Source organism: Paraburkholderia ginsengiterrae (assembly GCF_001645125.1).
GTDB classification, from domain to species: domain Bacteria; phylum Pseudomonadota; class Gammaproteobacteria; order Burkholderiales; family Burkholderiaceae; genus Paraburkholderia; species Paraburkholderia ginsengiterrae.
This window is the reverse complement of record NZ_LXKA01000165.1, coordinates 101,089-119,541: the sequence shown is the minus strand read 5'-3', so window position 1 is coordinate 119,541 and position 18,453 is coordinate 101,089. Positions and strand designations below refer to the sequence as shown.

The 18,453-nt window shown below is 65.2% G+C and carries 15 protein-coding genes and 1 pseudogene; 2 read left to right on the top strand and 14 right to left on the bottom strand.

The window, feature by feature from the left end:
- Window positions 1–5 precede the first annotated feature (5 nt).
- The 5 genes from bcsB to bcsD are packed head-to-tail and all read right to left on the bottom strand — an operon-like array spanning window position 6 to window position 7,044.
- Window positions 6–2,573: a cellulose biosynthesis cyclic di-GMP-binding regulatory protein BcsB gene (bcsB, locus tag A6V37_RS13530; protein ID WP_064286052.1), complete on the bottom strand. Its 2,568-nt coding sequence runs from the start codon at window positions 2,571–2,573 to the stop codon at window positions 6–8.
- A 3-nt stretch (window positions 2,574–2,576) separates the two neighbouring features.
- Window positions 2,577–4,781 carry a UDP-forming cellulose synthase catalytic subunit gene (gene bcsA / locus A6V37_RS13525; protein ID WP_064286051.1) on the bottom strand — a complete coding sequence of 735 codons (2,205 nt, stop codon included), beginning with the start codon at window positions 4,779–4,781 and terminating at the stop codon, window positions 2,577–2,579.
- Complete coding sequence (bcsQ, locus tag A6V37_RS13520) at window positions 4,778–5,566, bottom strand: cellulose biosynthesis protein BcsQ (RefSeq protein WP_064265794.1); 789 nt, start codon at window positions 5,564–5,566, stop codon at window positions 4,778–4,780. The genes bcsA and bcsQ overlap by 4 nt, the downstream gene beginning before the upstream one ends.
- Window positions 5,563–6,561, bottom strand: a complete 999-nt coding sequence (bcsP, locus tag A6V37_RS13515) for a cellulose biosynthesis protein BcsP (protein WP_064265793.1) — start codon at window positions 6,559–6,561, stop codon at window positions 5,563–5,565. Before bcsP ends, bcsQ begins: the two co-directional genes overlap by 4 nt.
- Before the next feature lie 27 nt (window positions 6,562–6,588).
- Window positions 6,589–7,044 (bottom strand): cellulose biosynthesis protein BcsD, encoded by a 456-nt coding sequence (bcsD, locus tag A6V37_RS13510; protein ID WP_064265792.1) that lies wholly within the window; start codon window positions 7,042–7,044, stop codon window positions 6,589–6,591.
- A gap of 427 nt (window positions 7,045–7,471) precedes the next feature.
- On the opposite strand from bcsD, the pseudogene A6V37_RS13505 reads away from it, so the two are divergent.
- Window positions 7,472–9,802, top strand: a pseudogene (locus A6V37_RS13505) (EAL domain-containing protein).
- Between the two features lie 57 nt (window positions 9,803–9,859).
- On the opposite strand, the gene hpaI reads toward A6V37_RS13505, so the two are convergent.
- The 7 genes from hpaI to A6V37_RS13470 all read right to left on the bottom strand — a co-directional run bounded on the left by hpaI (window position 9,860) and on the right by A6V37_RS13470 (window position 15,912).
- Entirely contained in the window at window positions 9,860–10,663 is an 804-nt protein-coding gene (gene hpaI / locus A6V37_RS13500) for a 4-hydroxy-2-oxoheptanedioate aldolase (protein WP_064265790.1), read from the bottom strand.
- A gap of 10 nt (window positions 10,664–10,673) precedes the next feature.
- Window positions 10,674–11,477 carry a 2-oxo-hept-4-ene-1,7-dioate hydratase gene (hpaH, locus tag A6V37_RS13495; protein WP_064265789.1) on the bottom strand — a complete coding sequence of 268 codons (804 nt, stop codon included), beginning with the start codon at window positions 11,475–11,477 and terminating at the stop codon, window positions 10,674–10,676.
- 44 nt (window positions 11,478–11,521) lie between these two features.
- A complete protein-coding gene (locus A6V37_RS13490) occupies window positions 11,522–11,923 on the bottom strand; it encodes a 5-carboxymethyl-2-hydroxymuconate Delta-isomerase (protein WP_064265788.1) in 402 nt (133 codons plus the stop codon).
- Between the two features lie 23 nt (window positions 11,924–11,946).
- Window positions 11,947–12,810 carry a 3,4-dihydroxyphenylacetate 2,3-dioxygenase gene (gene hpaD, locus A6V37_RS13485; protein ID WP_064265787.1) on the bottom strand — a complete coding sequence of 288 codons (864 nt, stop codon included), beginning with the start codon at window positions 12,808–12,810 and terminating at the stop codon, window positions 11,947–11,949.
- 89 nt (window positions 12,811–12,899) lie between these two features.
- Complete coding sequence (gene hpaE / locus A6V37_RS13480; RefSeq protein WP_064265786.1) at window positions 12,900–14,357, bottom strand: 5-carboxymethyl-2-hydroxymuconate semialdehyde dehydrogenase; 1,458 nt, start codon at window positions 14,355–14,357, stop codon at window positions 12,900–12,902.
- Between the two features lie 26 nt (window positions 14,358–14,383).
- The gene (locus A6V37_RS13475; protein WP_064286050.1) at window positions 14,384–15,142 is read right to left on the bottom strand and encodes a fumarylacetoacetate hydrolase family protein; all 759 of its coding nucleotides are present in this window, start codon (window positions 15,140–15,142) and stop codon (window positions 14,384–14,386) included.
- Complete coding sequence (locus A6V37_RS13470; RefSeq protein WP_064265784.1) at window positions 15,139–15,912, bottom strand: fumarylacetoacetate hydrolase family protein; 774 nt, start codon at window positions 15,910–15,912, stop codon at window positions 15,139–15,141. The genes A6V37_RS13475 and A6V37_RS13470 overlap by 4 nt, the downstream gene beginning before the upstream one ends.
- A 180-nt stretch (window positions 15,913–16,092) precedes the next feature.
- On the opposite strand from A6V37_RS13470, the gene hpaR reads away from it, so the two are divergent.
- The gene (hpaR, locus tag A6V37_RS13465) at window positions 16,093–16,500 is read left to right on the top strand and encodes a homoprotocatechuate degradation operon regulator HpaR (protein ID WP_035520696.1); all 408 of its coding nucleotides are present in this window, start codon (window positions 16,093–16,095) and stop codon (window positions 16,498–16,500) included.
- 10 nt (window positions 16,501–16,510) lie between these two features.
- Here the strand turns inward: hpaR and A6V37_RS13460 are convergent, their stop codons facing one another.
- Both A6V37_RS13460 and A6V37_RS13455 read right to left on the bottom strand, forming a co-directional pair.
- The gene (locus A6V37_RS13460; RefSeq protein ID WP_064265783.1) at window positions 16,511–17,650 is read right to left on the bottom strand and encodes a DSD1 family PLP-dependent enzyme; all 1,140 of its coding nucleotides are present in this window, start codon (window positions 17,648–17,650) and stop codon (window positions 16,511–16,513) included.
- Between the two features lie 4 nt (window positions 17,651–17,654).
- Window positions 17,655–18,338: an HAD family hydrolase gene (locus A6V37_RS13455; protein ID WP_064265782.1), complete on the bottom strand. Its 684-nt coding sequence runs from the start codon at window positions 18,336–18,338 to the stop codon at window positions 17,655–17,657.
- Between the last annotated feature and the right edge of the window lie 115 nt (window positions 18,339–18,453).

Genomic DNA, 18,453 nt, shown 5'->3' with positions numbered 1-18,453 from the left:
TCCTGTTAGTCCTTCAGGCGGCGCGCGGCGATGGAGCGCAGCGTCCGGTAGAACAGCCCCGCGATGATCAGCGCGGCGAGCACGCCGGCCAGCATCAGCAGCAACGGATGCGACGACAGCGCCCAGCGCAGGTACTCCTGCGGTGACAAATGGCCGACGTAGTACGCTTCGCCGTTCGACGTGATCGTCACGGTGCGGCCGTGGATCACGGCCATTGCGCCTTGAATCTGCGGCAGCACGTCGGCGTCGAGGAGCGCAGCGGACAGGTCGGCGTCCGACTGGCCGGCCGCGCTCAACAGCGCGACGGCGCTGCGGTTCTTATGCAAGGGCGATTCGAAACCGGTCAGCAGCGCGTCGCCGTTCGAACTCACCAGCGTCAGGTCGGCGCGCGCCGGCGTGCGCTCGACGCCGCGCTCGCCATGCCACCAGTCCTCGAGCTTGAAGACGATGTCGGAGAGCTGGAAGGTGCGCGAGTCGCCGTCGCTGGAGAACGGCATCGACTTGGCCCAGCGCTGCAACAGCGGCTGCTTGCCCGGTGCGCCGAAAATCAGCAGGTCCTTGCTGGCGACCTTGTCGGCGTCGTCCGCAGTGCCGACCGTCACGCCCGTCACCGGGTAGCCGGTGGAGGTGCCCATGCGGCCCATGGTCAGCAGATACAGGCTGTAGTCGCTCGAATCGGCGTCGTTCGGCAGGATCACGGCAGTCTCGGAGAGGTCCGCCATGCGCGTGAACGGGAAGCCGCTATTGGCGAACGCGGCCAGATCGGGCAGCGCCATGTAGTGAGGGAACGACGAGAGGTCGATCGTGGAGTTCGGGTCGATGGCGCCGACCACGTTGTCGAGCAGGCGGCCGTGACATTCGCCGGTATCGGGAATGTCGTAGTAGAAGTGCAGGCGCAGTTGCGTGCGCGGTGTCAGCAGCAGCGGCGGAATATGCACGGTGCGGCGCGCCTCGGCGGTCTTGTCCGGCAACACGCGTCCGAAATAATTGCTCAGTTCGAACACCGATGCCGGTTCGGCCGGAATCGGCAGCGCCTGCACGAAGCCGCCGTTCACGCTCACGTTCAGGGATGAGCGATCGTGCTTCGGACGCGCCGTGTAGCGGTAGCGCAGATCGATCGGCGCGCCGCGGGTGTGCCACATGAAGAGGTCGGGCGGCACGCGCAGATTCACGCGGACGGCGTCGGCGTCGTAGCCGGACACGGTCAGGTCGCGCGGATCGGCGAGTTCGCCGAAACGCACCGGACGGTTGGTCGGCAGCCAGTTCGGAGCGTCGTACGGCGCGCGTGGGGCGAGTTCGTTCAACCGCGTGATCGTCGCACTCGGGCCGGTCAGCGTGTTCTGGCCGATGCCGAGCGCCTTCGCGGCGGTTTTCAGTTCCGCTTCGTCGCGGCCGAGCACGAGCAGCAGCTTGCCGCGCGCCGGCGCTTCACGATCGACCACCGCGACGGTCGGGCCGGAGATGGCCGGAATGGTCACGCCGGCCGGGCGTTGATCCGAGGTGGCGAACACCACGGCATTGCCCGACAGCGGCGCGTTATCCAGTTGCGCCGGAAACACCGCGCCGCGATAACCGGCCAGCGCGCCGAACCACGACGCGACGATGCCGCTCGCTTCGAGCAGGCCGTTACCCGGCTTTTGCGGGAGCACGAACGGCAGTTCGAGACGGCGCACGTCGCGGCGGTCGAAGAACGGCTGCGGCAGCGCCGCCAGATCCGGCTTGCTGGCGAGCGACGCATAGGTCAGATCGAGCGAGCTCGCATTGCTGACGGTCGCCCACAGCGACGAGTTCGCCGGGTCTTCGCAGCGCGTCGTGTAGTGGCCGATCAACTGCACGTTCAGGTGATTGAATTCGGTGACGAAGCGCGGATCGATCGAGACATCGCGTGCCACCAGCATGCCGGCCTGCTCGTGCGGCACGGGCAGGGTGGCGGCGACTTCGCCGTTCACCAGCACTTTCAGCTGCGAGACGGCCGGCAGCAGCGCCGGCGAGTAGCTGTAGACCAGATGCAGGACCGCGCCGGTCACCACTTCGTCGCCGCGCACGGAGAACGCCACGCCGTTCTGGCCGACGGTGCCGCGCAGTTGCAGCGGGTCGAGCGCGCCGAGGTCGGCGAAGGTAAGCGACTGACGGCGGCCGCCCGGCACCAGCGTGCCCGGCTCGGCAGTGGTCGGCGTCTTGATGCCCAGCGCCTTCACCGACGACGCGGCGAGCGCCGGTGTCGGCGTTGCCAGTTGCGGTTGCGCCAGCGTGTTCGGGTCGTACGGCACGGCAGGACTGGGCGCGGGCACGCTGCCCACGCCGGTCGCCACGGGCGCGGCCGGTGCGCCCTGCGGTGCGCCTTGAAGCGCGCGTGCCGCACTTGCGCCGCCGGTGGCCGCGGCCACGGCTTCGGCTGCTGTGGCGAGCGGCGCCGCCAGCGCGGTCTGCAGCGCGAGCCAGCACGCGATGCCGCGCATCAGCCGTTGCGAGCGGGGGCGTCTCCCACGGTATGTTGTCAATCCGGACCCACTGCGTTCTCGATGTGTGTGATTCGTGCGTTCACTGTTTCCCTTCGCCATCCTGTCGCCCATAAATCAGTCTTTGGTTTTTAGCTTTTTGACGTCCGTTGGACGGCTTTTCATCGAACTGCGAAGGTCTTCATAAAGATGTTCGAACAGACCCACGATGCCGCGCGCACCGACCGTCAGCACATGCGACAGGCCGCGCAGCGGGGTGTCCTGCTGGCGTCCTTCGGCCCAGCCGGTCCAGGCGTCGGCGCGTGCGAAGGTGGTCTTGACGAACTCGTACTCCTGCTCGCGCGTCAGCGCCGAGAAGCGCAGGCCCACGCGGCCCGGCGCGGTGAAGCCGACGGTGGCGGGGAACGCGTATTCCTCGTCGCCGCGAAACAGCGACACCGTCACGCGCTCGTGCATCGGCACCTGGATCGCGGCGGGCAGTGCCACGCCGACGCCGCCTTCGGAGTAGTCGATGGTTTCGCAGGCGAGCGTGCGGCCGGTCGAAAATTTCAGCATCACGGGCATCTGCATCGCCACGCGGTGCACCGCGCGAATCTGCCGGCGCTCGCTCGCGGCGGCCACGCTCGCGCCGAGAATCAGCATGTTGTAGGCGGTCCAGCCGAGGTTCAGCAGCGTGGTCTGCACCACGCTGTGCACATGCCAGTTGAAATAGATATGCACGATGCCCACGCAGAAGCCGATCAGGTTCAGCAACAGCAGGAACAGATACGGCCGCGAGATCGCCCAGTCGAAGTAATTCTTCTCGATCTGGCCGCCCTTGGCGGTCACGTTGAACTTGCCGAGCTTCGGGTTGATCAGCGCGAGCAGGGTCGGCGCGGTGATGTACGAGGCCAGCACCGATTCATACACCTCGGCCCAGAACGAATGGCGGAACAGGCGCTGCATGCGCGAGTTGGTGATGCTCGCGTGCATCATGTGCGGCAGCGCGTAGATCGCAATCGTGCTGGCGGCGGCTTCGATCACGTGCGCGCCGAAAAACAGGTACGACAGTGGCGCCGTCAGGAACACCAGACGCGGGATGCCGTAGAAGAAGTGCATCATCGCGTTCAGGTAGCACAGCCGCTGGCCGATTTTCAGGCCCTTGCCGGTGAGCGGATTGTCGATGCGGAAAATCTGCGTCATGCCGCGCGCCCAGCGAATCCGCTGGCCGATGTGGCCGGACAGGCTTTCCGTGGCGAGCCCCGCGGCCTGCGCAATGGCCAGATACGCGGTGGTGTAGCCGAGCCGGTGCAGCTTCAGCGCGGTGTGCGCGTCTTCGGTGACTGTCTCGACCGCGATGCCGCCGATCTCCTCGACCATGGTCCGGCGCAGCAGAGCGCACGAACCGCAGAAGAACGTGGCGTTCCACAGATCGTTGCCGTCCTGCACGAGGCCGTAGAACAGCTCGCCTTCGTTCGGCACCTTGCGGAACGTGCCGAGGTTGCGCTCGAACGGGTCGGCGGAAAAGAAGTGGTGCGGCGTTTGCAGCATCGACAGCAGCTTGTCGCGCAGGAACCAGCCGAGGCCGATCTGCAGGAACGAGCGGGTCGGAATGTGATCGCAGTCGAAGATAGCGAGATATTCGCCGCTCGTGATCTTGAGCGCTTCGTTGATGTTGCCGGCTTTCGCGTGGCGGTTGTGGGTGCGGATCGTCCAGTTGACGCCGACTTCCTCGCAGAATGCCTTGAACTCGGGACGGCGGCCGTCGTCGACCACGTGGATCGAGATTTTCTCGGCCGGGTAGTCGAGCGCGAGCGCCGCATAGATGGTCGGCTTCACCACCGAAAGCGGCTCGTTGTAGGTCGGAATGAACACGTCGACAGTGGGCCACTCATCGCGCGAGGCCGGCAGCGGCATCGGCTTGCGCTTGAGCGGCCAGGCGGTCTGGAAGTAGCCGAGCAGCAGCACGAGGGTCGAATAGACTTCGGCGGATACCAGCAGCAGCCCCCAGGCGGCGTCGAGCGGATGCTCCCAGTAAGTGGTGGCGGTCAGCCGCCAATACATATAGCGGCCCGAGGTGAGCACCGACAGCATGATCATCACCATCGTCGCGTACCGGCCTTGCTGGCGGCGGAACAGCAGGGCGGTCACGAAGCAGCAGGTCGCGAACGTCAACTGTTCATAGAACGCGAGCGGCACCGTGAACACGAAGTACAGCACCACCAGCGCGAACAGCGTGACGAGCCCGGTGACGATGCGGCTGTTCCAGAATCGCGCGTCGGCGAAGCGTTCGAGCCGCGACGATTCGGCGGGCTCCAACCCTGGTGATTGAGGCGTACTCATGCGACGTTCCTCGGCGAGACGGCGATCGCGTCGATCGCCGCCATCAGCCACGTGCCGCACGCGCGGAAGTCGGCGGCCGCCTGGCTGAGTGGATCGTAGTGAATCAGCGTGGTATCGCAAGCGAGCGCCTCGCCCACGCCTTCGTCCAGGTGAATCACGCCTGGGAAGAGCTTGGTGCCGAGCATCTGGCGCAAGACCTTGAGGACGTCTTTGGTCAGCTGGCGCGACTGGTCGATCTGATTGACCACATAGCCTTCGCCACCGAACTCGGCACGGGGCGCCGCGTAGGCGTCGATCAGCCGCTCCATCTGCGGAATCGCGGCGTAGGACGCGGCGTCGGCGAGCACCACGTTCAGCGCGAAGGTGGCTACGCTCAACGCCGCGCGCACGTACATGGACGAACCCGGCGGCGTGTCGATGATCACCACGTCGGACGGATCGAGGCGCAGATTGCGCAGCGCCCCGGCGAGCCAGCGCGGCTCCTGGTCGATATAGCCTTCAAAGCGGCGGCGATCGTCTTCGAGCAACGCGCCGTAAGGCAGCACGGTCACACCGTCCACGCCGTCGAACAGCGCCGATTGCCACGGGTCGCCCGTCAGCGTGGCGCGCGACAACCCGTCGATGCTGTCGAGCGGCACGCCGAAGTGCAGGCGCAGCGCGTTCTGCGGGTCGAGGTCGAGCGCGATCACGCGCCGGCCGCTGGCGGCCAGCACGGAGGCGAGATTGGCGGCGAGGGTGGTCTTGCCGACCCCGCCCTTGGCAGACACCACCGCAATAACTTTCATGAGCGACGAGGGCCGTTGACCAGCCACGAGTTCGGGGCGGCAGCGCGCGCGGCGCCGGCCGGCGCCGCCGAGGTTGGAGCGGGGTTGCCGCGCAGCCGGTCGAACAGCGATTGCAAGGGCGCGGCTTCGCTATGGGCTGCGGCGGGTTGCTGCGGCGCGGGTTGGGGGGCCGGCGCGAAGAGCTTGCCGAGGATCGACGCGCGTTGCGCCGGGGCGGCAGGTGTGGCGGAGGCTGTGGGTGTGGCGGGCGCTGGTGCGTATGCCCGCGCAGGCTCCGGGGCCTGTGCCCAGTTGGGCACGGCGGGCGGAATGGTTGGCGTCGCTTGTGTGCGTAAGGTAAATGTCGGCGCCACGCTGGCGAGGGGCTTGGCGGCCTGCGTCAATACGGCGGGCGGCACGGCGGCGAGCGGCCAGGCTTGCGGCGCGTGAGTCACCGGAGTCACTTGAGGAGCGGCAGCGGCTGGGGCCACCGGGGCCACCGGGGCCGTTTGAGCCGGGGCAGCGACAGGCGCAACGGCCGGCGCAACGACAGGAGTCACGACCGGTGCGGCGGATGCCGCCACCGGCGCCACGGCTTCCACGCGCGCCTCGCCGGGTGTCGATGACGCTTCGGCCTTATCGCCCGGTTCCAGCGCCCCAAAGCGCGACCCGCCGCTCGGCGCGGTGGGCGGCGCGGTCACGACGACCGCCGGGATGTCCCGCCGAGGCGAGCGGGTGAACAGCGGCGCCTTCGCGCGCGTGACCGAGGCGGCGTCTTTCGGCGTCGTGTCTTCGTCTGCAACAACCGGCTGCGCGATGTTTGCCGGCGTCTGCGGATTGAGCTCGCGCCGCTCGCCGATGGCGGGGATCGCCGGCTGCGTCAGGTCGAGCGTCTCCAGCAGCGGCCAGCGCGTGCGCGCCGTACGCGCTTCGTTCTCGCGGCCGATTTCCTGGTACGCCGTGGCGTCGCCGCCGAAATGTTCGAACAGTTTTTCGATGTCGCTCGATGAACTCATAGTGCCGCCGTCTTATCCATGACCAGTTCAAACAGGGTGACGGCCCAGCCGAAACTCGATCGCGCTGTTTTCGCTGTATTCGCTCGTCTGCGCCACCGACAGGCCTTGCGCGCCCAACGCGCTCAACCACGTCTGATAGACGCCTTCGAGAAACGCCGGCGTCCAGCCAAGGGCCGTGCCGCCGAATGCCCGAAGCGGCGCGCAGTAGTGAACGATGCGCAGTGCATCAGGTTCATCCGCCAATTCGACATAGCCCCAATCCATCTCATGCCAGTAGAGATTCAGGGCTTGCGCCAGTTCGTCCGTCGAGCCGCAGGCGGGCAGCGGATGCGCCGCCGCAAACCGGCAGCCGACCCGGTGCATCAACTGGCGAAGTTCGTCGCGACCGATCTGCGCTTCGAACTCGGCGGCCAGCGCAGTCAGCATGCCGCGCCACTGCGGCGAGATTTGACGTTCCAGCAGAAAGTCGAGAATTTGGGCCATGTTTTCCGGGAAATGGCCGTTGCTTTCAACCGCTCAACGAACGGGCGCCAACGACCGGATGCAAAGAAAAGTGTTTCGGGAAGTCGCGTGTTGCACGCGGCCTAGGTTACTTTTACCGGGTTGTCTAGTTCGTACGCCACATTTTGAAGGAGTCTACTTAAGAGATTAACTTTTAGCCACTTTCAGATCGTATGTTCATATGCGCAATCGATTGCCCTCGTTGCATATTGGCGACGCAACTTCCGGTAATCGAATTGCGTGGCGGTGTTTTCGCCATGCCGTCCTCTAACGCGGCGCTCGTCACAACGGATACATCATCGCGTGGACCGGACGAGGGGCAACTTTATCGTGAAAGGCATAAATATTTGTCAGACGTTTGCCGATAACCAAGGGCAGAGTGATCGGAGCCAGCCTGATAACTATCAATATGCTTTCCACCTCAACGCAGCATCTGTCCGACTCCGGCTTGCGCGAACGCTTCCATCGGCGCTCGCTGGAGCACCAGCGGCCCCTTTCCACGGTGACGTTGGCGTTCACGGTCGTCGCGTTCCTGTGTTTCGTCGCGGCGCGCAATCTGGTCGGCGGCCCGGCCGCGCCATTGGCCTACCGCCTGGCGTGCGCGCCGGTGCTCGCCCTGCTGGTGCTGGCGATCCCGTACGCGAAGTCGACCGGGGTCTTCGGCCTGATCGGCGTGGCCTACTCCCTGGTATTGGTGGCGGGCCTCGCGATCAACCTCGCCGGCGTCGCGCAACCCTTGCTGTGGGTGCTGCCGGCCATGGTCGCGATACCGGTTTGCGCGGCGCCGCTGTGGCTGACGCCGACGCACTTCGTGGTCGGCAGCGCGCTGTTTTATGCGGCGGCGGCCGCGCTCCTGTTCGGCGTGCCGCTCGCTCACGACGCCCAGGTCGTCACGTGGATGTGGATCGTGGCGATCGGCGTGCCGACCTCCACGGTCTTTCATTTTGGCTTCTACCGGTTTCGCCGTAACCACTTCCTGCTCGAAAGCCAGCTCGCCCAGCTCGCGGCGACCGATCCGCTGACCGGCCTGCAAAACCGCCGCGCCTTCGTCAAGCAAGCCGAGCGCCGACTCGCCACGCTCGCGCCGCAGACGCGCATTAGCGCGATCTTTATCGACATCGACAACTTCAAGTCCCTGAACGACCGGTTCGGCCATGCGGTGGGCGACCACGCGCTGTACCAGGTCGCGCACGTGCTGATGGACGAGACCGGCGCGGGCGACAGCGTGAGCCGGGTTGGCGGCGAGGAGTTCGCGGTGCTGCTGCGCGACGGAATCGACGGCGCGCTTCATGTGGCCGAGCGGCTGCGCCGGGCGATTGCCACGATCGAGCGGCCCGACGGCCATCTGACCGCGAGTTTCGGGGTAGCCGAGCACCGGGGCGGCGAAAGCATCATGGTGCTGCTCGACCGTGCCGACGAGGCCTTGCTGCGCGCCAAGCACTCGGGACGAAACCGCGTGTGCGCCGAGCGCGCCTTGCAGCCCGGCGCGCGGCAATGGGGGGCGGGCGACACGGCGGGCGAGGGCGGCGCGACGCAGCGGCACCGTTGGGACGACTACTACCTGACATCGCATTTTCAGCCGCTCTACAGTTTGTCGCACCAGAAGCAGGTGGGGTTCGAAGCCTAGCTGCGCGGCGAGCAGCACGACGGCAAGCTGGTGCCGCCCGCGGTGCTGTTCGCGCCGAGGCCCGCCAGCGACGAAGGCGCGCTCGACCGCGCAAGCCATGCGGTCCATCTGCGCAATGCGTGCAAGTCGCTGCCGGACGACGCCTGGCTCTTCCTCAACATTCTGCCCGCCACGTTCACGGCGGAAGGTTACGCCGGTCAACTCGCCGCGATCGCGCGGGAGGCCGGGCTCGAACCTGACCGGGTCATTCTGGAGATTCTTGAATCGCGCGGCGGCAGCGTCGACGACATGTCGCGGGCGGCGGCGTCGTACCGTGAGCACGGCTTCCTGATCGCCGTCGACGATTTCGGCGCCGGGCATTCGAATCTCGACCGGCTGTTCAGGATTCGCCCGGACCTCGTCAAGCTCGACGGTGAACTGATTCGCGCGACGAGTCACGGCACCGAACAGCCGATCCTGCCCAAGCTCGTCTCGCTGCTGCATCAGGCGGGGATGCTGGTGGTGGTCGAAGGGGTGGAGACGACCGAGGAGCTGATTCTCGCCGTGGAGTCGAATGTAGATTTCGCGCAAGGCTACTTGCTCGGGCGGCCGGCCGCGGAGCTCGCGCCGCCGGAGTCGGTGCACCGGCGCATCGACGAGGCGTTCGACGTGATCGCGCAGGGGCGCGCGCATCAATATGCGCTGTTCGAATCTCAGGTGGAGCCTTACCGGGCCGGCTTACTGCTCGCTGCCGACGCGTTGCTGGACGGCGTGCTGATGGACGAGGCATTCGCCACGCTCGCAACCTTCGAGCGTTGCATCAGCTGTTTTATCCTCGACGGCTCGGGCCGGCAGATCGGTCATGAAGTGCCGGGTCCGGCCTGGCGCAGCGATGTCGCTTCGCTGCACCCGGTGGCGAATCCGCGCGATGCGCGCTGGGATCACCGGCCGTATTACCGCAATGCGGTGCTGTTGCCGGGTGTGGCGGTGGCGAGCAATCCTTACCTTTCGCTGGCGAGCGGGCGGCCATGTATCGCGGTGACGCTGGCCGTGCAGCTTGCGGATGAGCGGTCCGTGATTGGCGTGGAATTGGACTGGTCGTCCTTGGGGCTGCCTTGGCCCGCGAGAGAATAGGGTCTTGCCACGCGGCGGGCTCGCACGGTTCGAGGCGGCGCGGTGGGTGAAAGCGGGTCAGTATCCGCCCTTGACCGCCGCAGCCGCTCCAGCGGTGTTTTTATACGACGCAGCGAGGTCCGCCGCCGCGCGGCTCAGAAGGCTCGTGTCCGTGCCCACCGCCACAAAGGTGGCGCCCGCGTCGAGATAGTCGGCGGCAATGGCCGGATCGGGCGCCAGCACGCCGGCCGCTTTGCCCGCGTGCCGCACGGTCTGGATGCCGCCGCGAATCGCCTCGCGCACGCGGGCGTCACCCGGCTTGCCGAGGAGTCCCATAGACGCGCTCAGGTCAGCCGGTCCGAAGAACACACCGTCCACGCCATCGACGGCCGCGATCGCCGGCAGGTTTTCCATACCCTGCACCGTCTCCACCTGCACCAGAACGCACAACTCGTCAGCCGCCGTGGTCAGGTAGTCCGGTATCCGGTTCCAGCGCGAGGCGCGTGCCAGCGCACTGCCCACGCCACGAATGCCTTGCGGCGGATAACGCGTGGCGGCCACCGCGTCGGCCGCCTGCTGCGCCGTGTCGATCATCGGCAGCAGCAGCGTCTGTGCGCCGATGTCGAGGAATTGCTTGATCAACGCGCTGTCGCTGCGCACCGGACGCACTACCGGATGCGTTGCATACGCCGCCACCGCCTGCAATTGCGCCAACGTGCTGCGCACGTCGTTCGGCGCGTGCTCGTTGTCGATCAGCAGCCAGTCGAAGCCGGCGGTCGCCAGCAGCTCGGTCACGTAGGCGTCGGCCAGCGCGGCCCACAGGCCGAATTGCGGCTTGCCCTCGCTGAGCGCGTGTTTGAAGGTGTTACGCGGTAGAGACATGGCGGCGCGCTCAGATGAAATTCAAACCGATTCCGCCGAGCGGACCGTAGTCGACATGGAACGTGTCGCCGGCTCGTGCCGGGATCGGACTTGTGAACGAACCGCTCAGGATCACGTCGTTTGCGTTCAGCATTTCGTCGTACGGGGCGATCTTGTTGGCAAGCCAGGCCACCCCGGTCGCAGGATGATTCAACACCGCGGCGGCGAGGCCGCTTTCCTCGACCGCCCCGTTCTTGTAGAGCAGCGCGCCGACCCAGCGCAGATCGACATCCAGCGGACGCACCGGACGGCCGCCGAGCACAATGCCCGCATTGGCGGCGAAGTCCGAGATCGTGTCGTAGACCTTGCGGGGAGCTTTGGTTTCGCGGTCGAACTGCTCGATGCGCGCGTCGATGATTTCAACTGCGGGGGTCACGTAGGCGGTGGCGTCGAGCACGTCGAAGAGTGTCACGCCCGGTCCCTTCAGCGGCTTGCTCAGCACGAATGCCAGTTCCACTTCCACGCGTGGCGCAATGAAGCGGTCCGCGCGAATGTCCTGGCCGTTCTCGATGAACATGCTGTCGAGCAGCGGCGCGTAATCGGGTTCGTCGATCTGCGACGAGCGCTGCATGGCGCGCGATGTGAGGCCGATTTTGCGGCCCTTGATTACGTGGCCCTCGGCCAGCTTGAGTTTTACCCACTCGCGTTGAATCGCGTAGCCGTCCTCCACGGTCATGTGCGGATACGCGGCGGAGAAATGGCGCAGCTGAGTCCGCGTTTTCTCGGCATGGTCGAGTTGGGCGGCAAGTTCGCGGATAGTCTGTTCGTCTAGCATGATGGATTCTTTGGGGCCGCTATTTGGCCCGCCGTTGCAGCCCGCTATTGCGCTTTGAGGCGCGCGTGCAAGTTGTTGTGTTTCCACGTGCCGGCTTCGCTGAATTCGTTGATTTCCAGCGACAACGCCAGGCCGTGCTGCTCGAACTCAGCGGCAAAATGCTGTTTGATCAGCGCGAACAGTGCGTCGCCGGTAGTCTTTTTCGCGGCATCGGAGCGGCCCGCGGCGATTTTCAGATTGGCGTGCAGGAACGCGGCATCGGGTCGTCCGTCGGCGATGCTGTACTGGTCGCAGCGCAGTGCGCGCACGCGGATGCCACCGACGGGAAAGATCCGCTCGCCGTTGTCGCGCACGGCATCGAGGCATTGCGCAAGGGCGTTGCACAGTTGGCCGATGCTTTCTTCGCCGGCGAGATTGGCGCTGTATTCGAGTGTCAAATGCGGCACGTTGTTCTCCTCAACTTGCAGGTTCAGGCGGGCAGGGGCGTGACCGGGAAGATCGCGTTGATCTGGCCGGTCCCCGAACTGCCGAAGTACGGCGTGACGACTTCCACGTTGCCGTCATAACGATCCCAGCCGAGCGCGCCGAGCAGCATGGCGGTGTCGTGCATGCCGCCTTCGCCCCAGCATTTCTCATTGTAGAGCGGCAGCATCTCGCAGAAAGTCTTCCAGTCGCCTGCCTCCCATAACTCGACCACCCTCCGGTCCATCTGTTCGAGAAACGGACTCCATACCTTGTGCATGAACTGCTCGGCGGTGCCGTTGTTGGCGAAGTGGTGGCTGAGCGAGCCGCTTGCCAGAATCGCGACGGTGCCGTCGTAGCGCTCCTCGATCGCCTTGCGCACCGCGAGACCGAAGCGCGCGCTGGTGTCGAGGTCGTGCCACATGCACCAGCCCGCTACGGATACGGCCTTGAAATGCTGATCGGCGTTCATATAGCGCATCGGCACCAGCGTGCCGTACTCGAGTTCGAGCGTGGTCTCGCTGTGCGCGCGGCTTTTCACGCCCATTTCGTTGGCGACTTCCGCGATCAGATTGCCGAGCTCGACATTGCCCGGATACGCGTAGGGCATGTTCTTGATGAAATGCGGCAGTTCGTTGCTCGTGTAGATACCTTCGAACTTCGGCGCGCAATTGATATGGTATTCGCTGTTCACCAGCCAATGCACGTCGAACACGACGATCGTATCCACGCCGAGCTCGCGGCAACGCCGGCCGATTTCGTGGTGACCGTCGATCGCCGGCTGGCGGCAGCCTTTGTGCGGACCGTCGAGTTCGGACAGATATAGCGACGGCACGTGCGTCACTTTTGCTGCCAATGCAAGTTTGCCCATCGCGATTCCCTTTGTCGACCCGAGTTGGCGCTTTAGCGCCTTACCCGGTTCCCACGCAACGTAGTTGCGGTTCAGTGTGGCCCGGTGGTTCAAACGCCCCAGCGCGGAATGTGGTGCGAGCCGAGCGACACGCAGACGTTCTTCGGCTCGAGGAACACTTCATAGCTCCACGTACCGCCTTCGCGGCCCACGCCCGACGCCTTGGTGCCGCCGAACGGCTGGCGCAGATCGCGCACGTTCTGGCTGTTGACGAAGCACATGCCGGCTTCGACGGCGGCGGCCACGCGATGAGCCCGGCCCGTGTTCTCGGTCCAGATGTAGCTGGACAGTCCGTAGGAGATGTCGTTGGCGAGGCGGATCGCGTCCGCTTCGTCGTCGAACGGAATCAGGCAGGCGACCGGGCCGAAGATTTCTTCCTGCGCGATGCGCATGCGGTTGTCGACATCGACGAATACCGTCGGCATGACGAAATTGCCGTGGCGCATGGCATCGGGCAGGTTGGGCGTGTCGAGGCCGCCGCAGGCAAGCGTCGCGCCTTCTTTCGGTCCGAGTTCGATATAGCTGCGCACTTTCGCCAGATGCCCCTGGCTGATCAACGGTCCGATAATGGTGCTGTCGGCCAGCGGATCGCCCACGGTCAACCGCTTCGCGCGCTCAATGAAACGCTCGGCGAAACGCGCGTAAATCGAGCGCTGCACGAGAATGCGCGAACCGGCCGTGCAACGTTCGCCGTTGTTCGAGAAGATCATGAACACCGCGGCGTCGAGCGCGCGTTCGAAATCGGCGTCGTCGAAAATCACGAACGGAGACTTGCCGCCCAGTTCCATCGAGAATTTCTTCAATCCGGCCGTTTGCACGATGCGATTGCCGGTCGCCGTCGATCCGGTGAAGGACACGGCGTGCACGTCAGGATGCGCGACCAGCGGCTCGCCGGTTTCTTTGCCGAAGCCGTGCACGACGTTCAGCACGCCCGCCGGAATGCCGGCTTCCAGCGCGAGATTGCCGAGCATCGAGGCGGTCAGCGGCGACAGTTCGCTCATCTTCAGCACGGCGGTATTGCCGAACGCGAGGCAGGGCGCGACCTTCCACGTTGCGGTCATGAACGGCACGTTCCACGGCGAGATCAGCGCGCAGACGCCGACCGGATGAAACAACGTGTAGTTCAGATGCGTGTCGGTGGGATACGTATGGCCGTCGACGCGCGTGCACATCTCGGCGAAGTAGCTGAAGTTGTCGGCCGCGCGCGGCACGAGTTGCTTGCGCGTCTGCGAGATCGTCTGGCCGGTGTCTTTTGTTTCGGTTTCCGAAATCTCCGGTACGTGTTTCGCGATCAGTTCGCCGAGCTTGCGCACCAGCTTCGCGCGTTCCGTGGCGGGCTTGCCGGCCCACGCGGGAAACGCGTCCTTGGCGGCGCGCACGGCGGCGTCGACTTCCTGCGCGCCGCCGCGGGCGACTTCCGCGAGCACTTCCTGCGTGGCCGGGTTGACCGTTTCGAAATAGTCTTTCGCGGTGCCGGCCTGGCCGTTGATCAGATGTTCGATTCGCATTGCGTTGTCCTTATCAGTGCCGTCGATCACGCGCGGCCGAAATCCGCGTCGGATGCAATCGTATTGACGAGACGGCCTAAACCGTCGATTTCGCAGACCACTTCATCGCCCGCGTTGACGTTGACGATGCCCTCCGGCGTGCCGGTCAGGATCACGTCGCCGGGCGCGAGCGTCATGAAACTGCTCAGGTATTCGATCAACGCGGGAATGTCGGTCACGAGGTCGCGCGTGTTGCCCAGTTGCTGCCGCGTGCCGTTCACGAACGTTCGCAGTTCGAGCTGCGCGACGTCTTCGACATCCGCGGCGTCGACGAACCAGGGGCCGAGCACCGTGCCGCCGTCGCGATTCTTCACGCGCAGGTTCGGGCGATAGTAGTTTTCGAGGTAGTCGCGGATCGCGTAGTCGTTGGCGATCATATAACCCGCTACGTGCCGCATCGCATGTTCACGCGCGACGTTTTGCGCGGTTTGCCCAATCACCACGGCCAGTTCGCACTCGTAGTGCATGAAGGTGACGTCGGCGGGGCGGCGCGTGAAACCGCGGTGACCCACCACCGTGCCCGGGCCTTTGAGAAACACGAGCGGCTCTTCCTGCTTGTTGAACTGCAGTTCCTTTGCGTGCTCGGCGTAGTTCAAGCCGAGAGCGAAGATCGTGCCGACTTCGATAGGCGCTAGCCAGACCACTTCGTCCTCGCGACGCACGCGGCCGTCCGCGAGACGCACGCCGTTCGCGTCAGGATAGGCTTCGTGAATCGCGCCCGCATACGCAACACGGCCGCGCATCATGGCTGGTCTCCGTTCAGTTGTTCTGCGCCGATAAACGATACCGTGAGCGGCGGCATGTTGCCGATCGACAGCGTGGCCGTGTCGCCGATATGCGCGACAGGCGAGTCATGCGGCACGCCCAGCGTGATGACGTCGCCGGCGGCAAGCGTCATGAAATCGGTCACGTCCGCGAGCAGTTGCGCTACGTTGCGTACCGACGCCGCGGTGCTGGCGGTGAATGTGCCAGCCTGGTTGATCGAGACGTTGATCGGCAGATTGTCCGGCGCCGGAACGTGACGTGCCGCCACCACGGCCGGCCCGATCACACAGAAACCGTCGCGTGCCCGGAACCGTACCGAAGGCCGGTACACGCTCTGATGCGGCACGCTCAGATCGGCGACCAGCGTATAGCCGGCCACATGGTCGAACACACGATCCACGCTGACGCGTGTTGCAGTGCGGCCAATCACGATACCCAGCGAAGCGCCGACCTGCACGCCCAAAGCATCGTCCGGCACGACGACCCGCGCGCGATGCCCGGCGAGCGTGTTGCGTGGTTTCAGATAAAGAACCGGCGCCTTGGGCGGCGCTTTGTACGGCGCGGCGTGCATCTCATCGCCAAGCGCCGCCACCGCGTCGCGGTCATTCAGCAGGGTTCCGTAGACGGCGCCGCAAACCGGCGGGCGGCATGCCATGCCGCCCGCCAGCAGGGCCGCCGCGGTGGGCGCATCCACGTCGCGAGGCAGCGCCTCGCCTTCGGGATGCAGCAGGTGATCGGCAAGTGCAAACATAAACTAGCGGTCTCTCGGCAAAAACACTAACATGTTAGTAGTATTGCGCTTGATATGATCCACGGTCAATAGCCTGTCGGCTGAGCGCGGGTTTTCCCTTAAGCTCCGATGGCTGCTTTTTAATCATCCACCAACATGTCCGCTTCCGCCTCGACCCGAGTTTTGCACCGCAACCTGCCGATGTTGCTGCTGCGCGCCAGAGAAAAAATGATGGAGCGTTTCCGTCCGTTGATCACCGCGCACGGTTTGACCGAGCAGCAATGGCGCGTCATTCGCGCGCTCAATGAGCACGGTCCGATGGAGCCGCGCCACATCTCCGATATCTGCACGATTTCGAGCCCGAGCATGGCCGGTGTGCTCGCGCGCATGGAGAGCATGGAACTGGTGACCAAGGAGCGTTTTGCGGAAGACCAGCGCCGCGTGCTGGTCTCATTGACGGATACCAGCGTGGAACTGGTACGGGTGATTTCAAAGGATCTCGAAGCGCATTACCGCGAACTGGAGCGCAAGGTGGGGCCGGAGATCGTCGAGCGCGTGTATCGCGCGGTGGACGATCTGCTCGCCGGCCTCGAGGAAGACGACGAGTGACGGCTTTACGTCACCAGCCCTGAAAGCGTCGCCATGCCACACTCTCGCCATCCGGCGAAACGGCGTGATACTCGGGAAACTGCGCGCCGGTGGCGCACGCATGATTCGGCAGGATGCGCAGTTTCATGCCGATGGGGAATTGCTGTGTGACATCGTCGGCGTCGCCTGCGCTTTCTTCTGTCGGTGAAAGAATCCCGTGTTCCTGATTGGCGCCGCTCACCACGTAGCCGGTGAGCGGCGTGCCGTTCAGCAGGCACGGCTTGCCGTAGCCGAAATCGTGCGCCTGCTTCGACGTGCCGCGATCCCGGCTCATCGCCATCCAGCCCGCGTCGAGGATGGCCCACCCCTTGTCCGGCTGGTGACCGATGACCGTGGCGAGCACGCTGAGCGCGATGTCGTCGATCGTGCACACGCCCACGTTGTGCATGACGAGGTCGAACAGCACGTACACGCCCGCGCGCACCTCGGTCACGCCTTCCAGATGCGCTGCGGCGAGTGCGGTCGGCGTCGAGCCGACGCTGACCGCAGGGCATGCAATGCCGGCTTCGCGCAGCCGTTGCGCCGCGCGCACGCAGCCCGCGCGTTCCTGCTCGGCCAACGCGGCGAGTGCTTCCGGTGTGTTGAGTTCGTAGCTCGAGCCGGCGTGAGTCATGACGCCGCCTACCTTCACGCCGTTCTCATGCAGAATCCGGCCCACGTCGAGCAACGTGTCCTGTTCCGGCGTGATGCCCGAACGGTGGCCGTCCGTGTCCACTTCGATCCACACCTCGAACGTTTCGCCGTGCTGGTCACCGAACGCGGCAATGGCCGCGGCGGCGGTCGGGTTGTCCACCACCAGCTTGAGATCGCAGCCCTGGCGGCGCAACGCCAGCGCGCGGGGCAGCTTGGCAGGCGCCATGCTGACCGCGTAAAGAATGTCGCTGATGCCGGCGGCAAAGAACGCCTCCGCCTCCTTCAAGGTCGAGACCGTAATGCCGCGTGCGCCGGCAGCGATCTGCGCGCGGACCACGTCGAGGCACTTGGTGGTCTTCACGTGCGGACGAAACGCCACGCCGAGCGTGTTCATCCGTCCCTGCATGCGCGCGATGTTCTTCTGCATCCGCGCGATGTCGATCAATGCGGCAGGGGTGTCGATCTGGTCGAGTTTCATGCGTTCACCGGGAAATGAATGAGGGTTGGGTCGTGCCGAAGCGGCTGAGCCACGCAACGAGCGAGTCGAGCGTCGGCGCCTCGATCTCGGGCGGCTGCGCGCCGGCCACCAACGGCAGGCCGACGCGGTTGTGCCAGTAGGTGCGCAAGCCGACCGCCGCGGTGCCGAACATGTCATAGCTGGAGCCGGCCACGAACACGGTTTCCTGCGCTGTCACGCCGAGTTTGTCGAGCGCGAGGCGGTAGGGCAGCGGGTCCGGTTTGTACACGCCGGCTTCTTCGGCGGTCACGATTGCGTCCCAGCGAACCGGCAGGAGATGAGCCGCTTGTGTGCCGAGACGCACGGAGCAGTTGGTGACGATCGCCAGCTTGCAATGCGACGCGAGCGCCTGCAACGCGTCGACGGCGCCGCTCCACGGCGACAGCGTCAGCCAGTGCGCTTCCAGCGCGAGCGCGGCGGATTCCGGCAGGCCGACTTGCGCGGCGGCTTCGCGAACCAGTTGTTCATACGCAATGTATTGGCCGCAGCCGTATGTCAGGCGCAGATAAGCGGCGCGCCATGCACGGCCCGTCTGTTCGGACCCCGCTGCGCGATTCCACAATGTCCACGAGTCGAGCAGGGCAGTCAGCAGATCGAACAGGACTGCTTTGGGGTACGCAGCGGGAGCGGGTGCGGGTACGGAAGTCATGATCTGACCGGCGGGGGGCGGTGAATCGATTATAGAGTTACGCCAGTGACGTATCGTTCAGGGGCGCTAACTCATAGATTCAATCAAACTGAATATACCGTTCGAAACGTGCAGC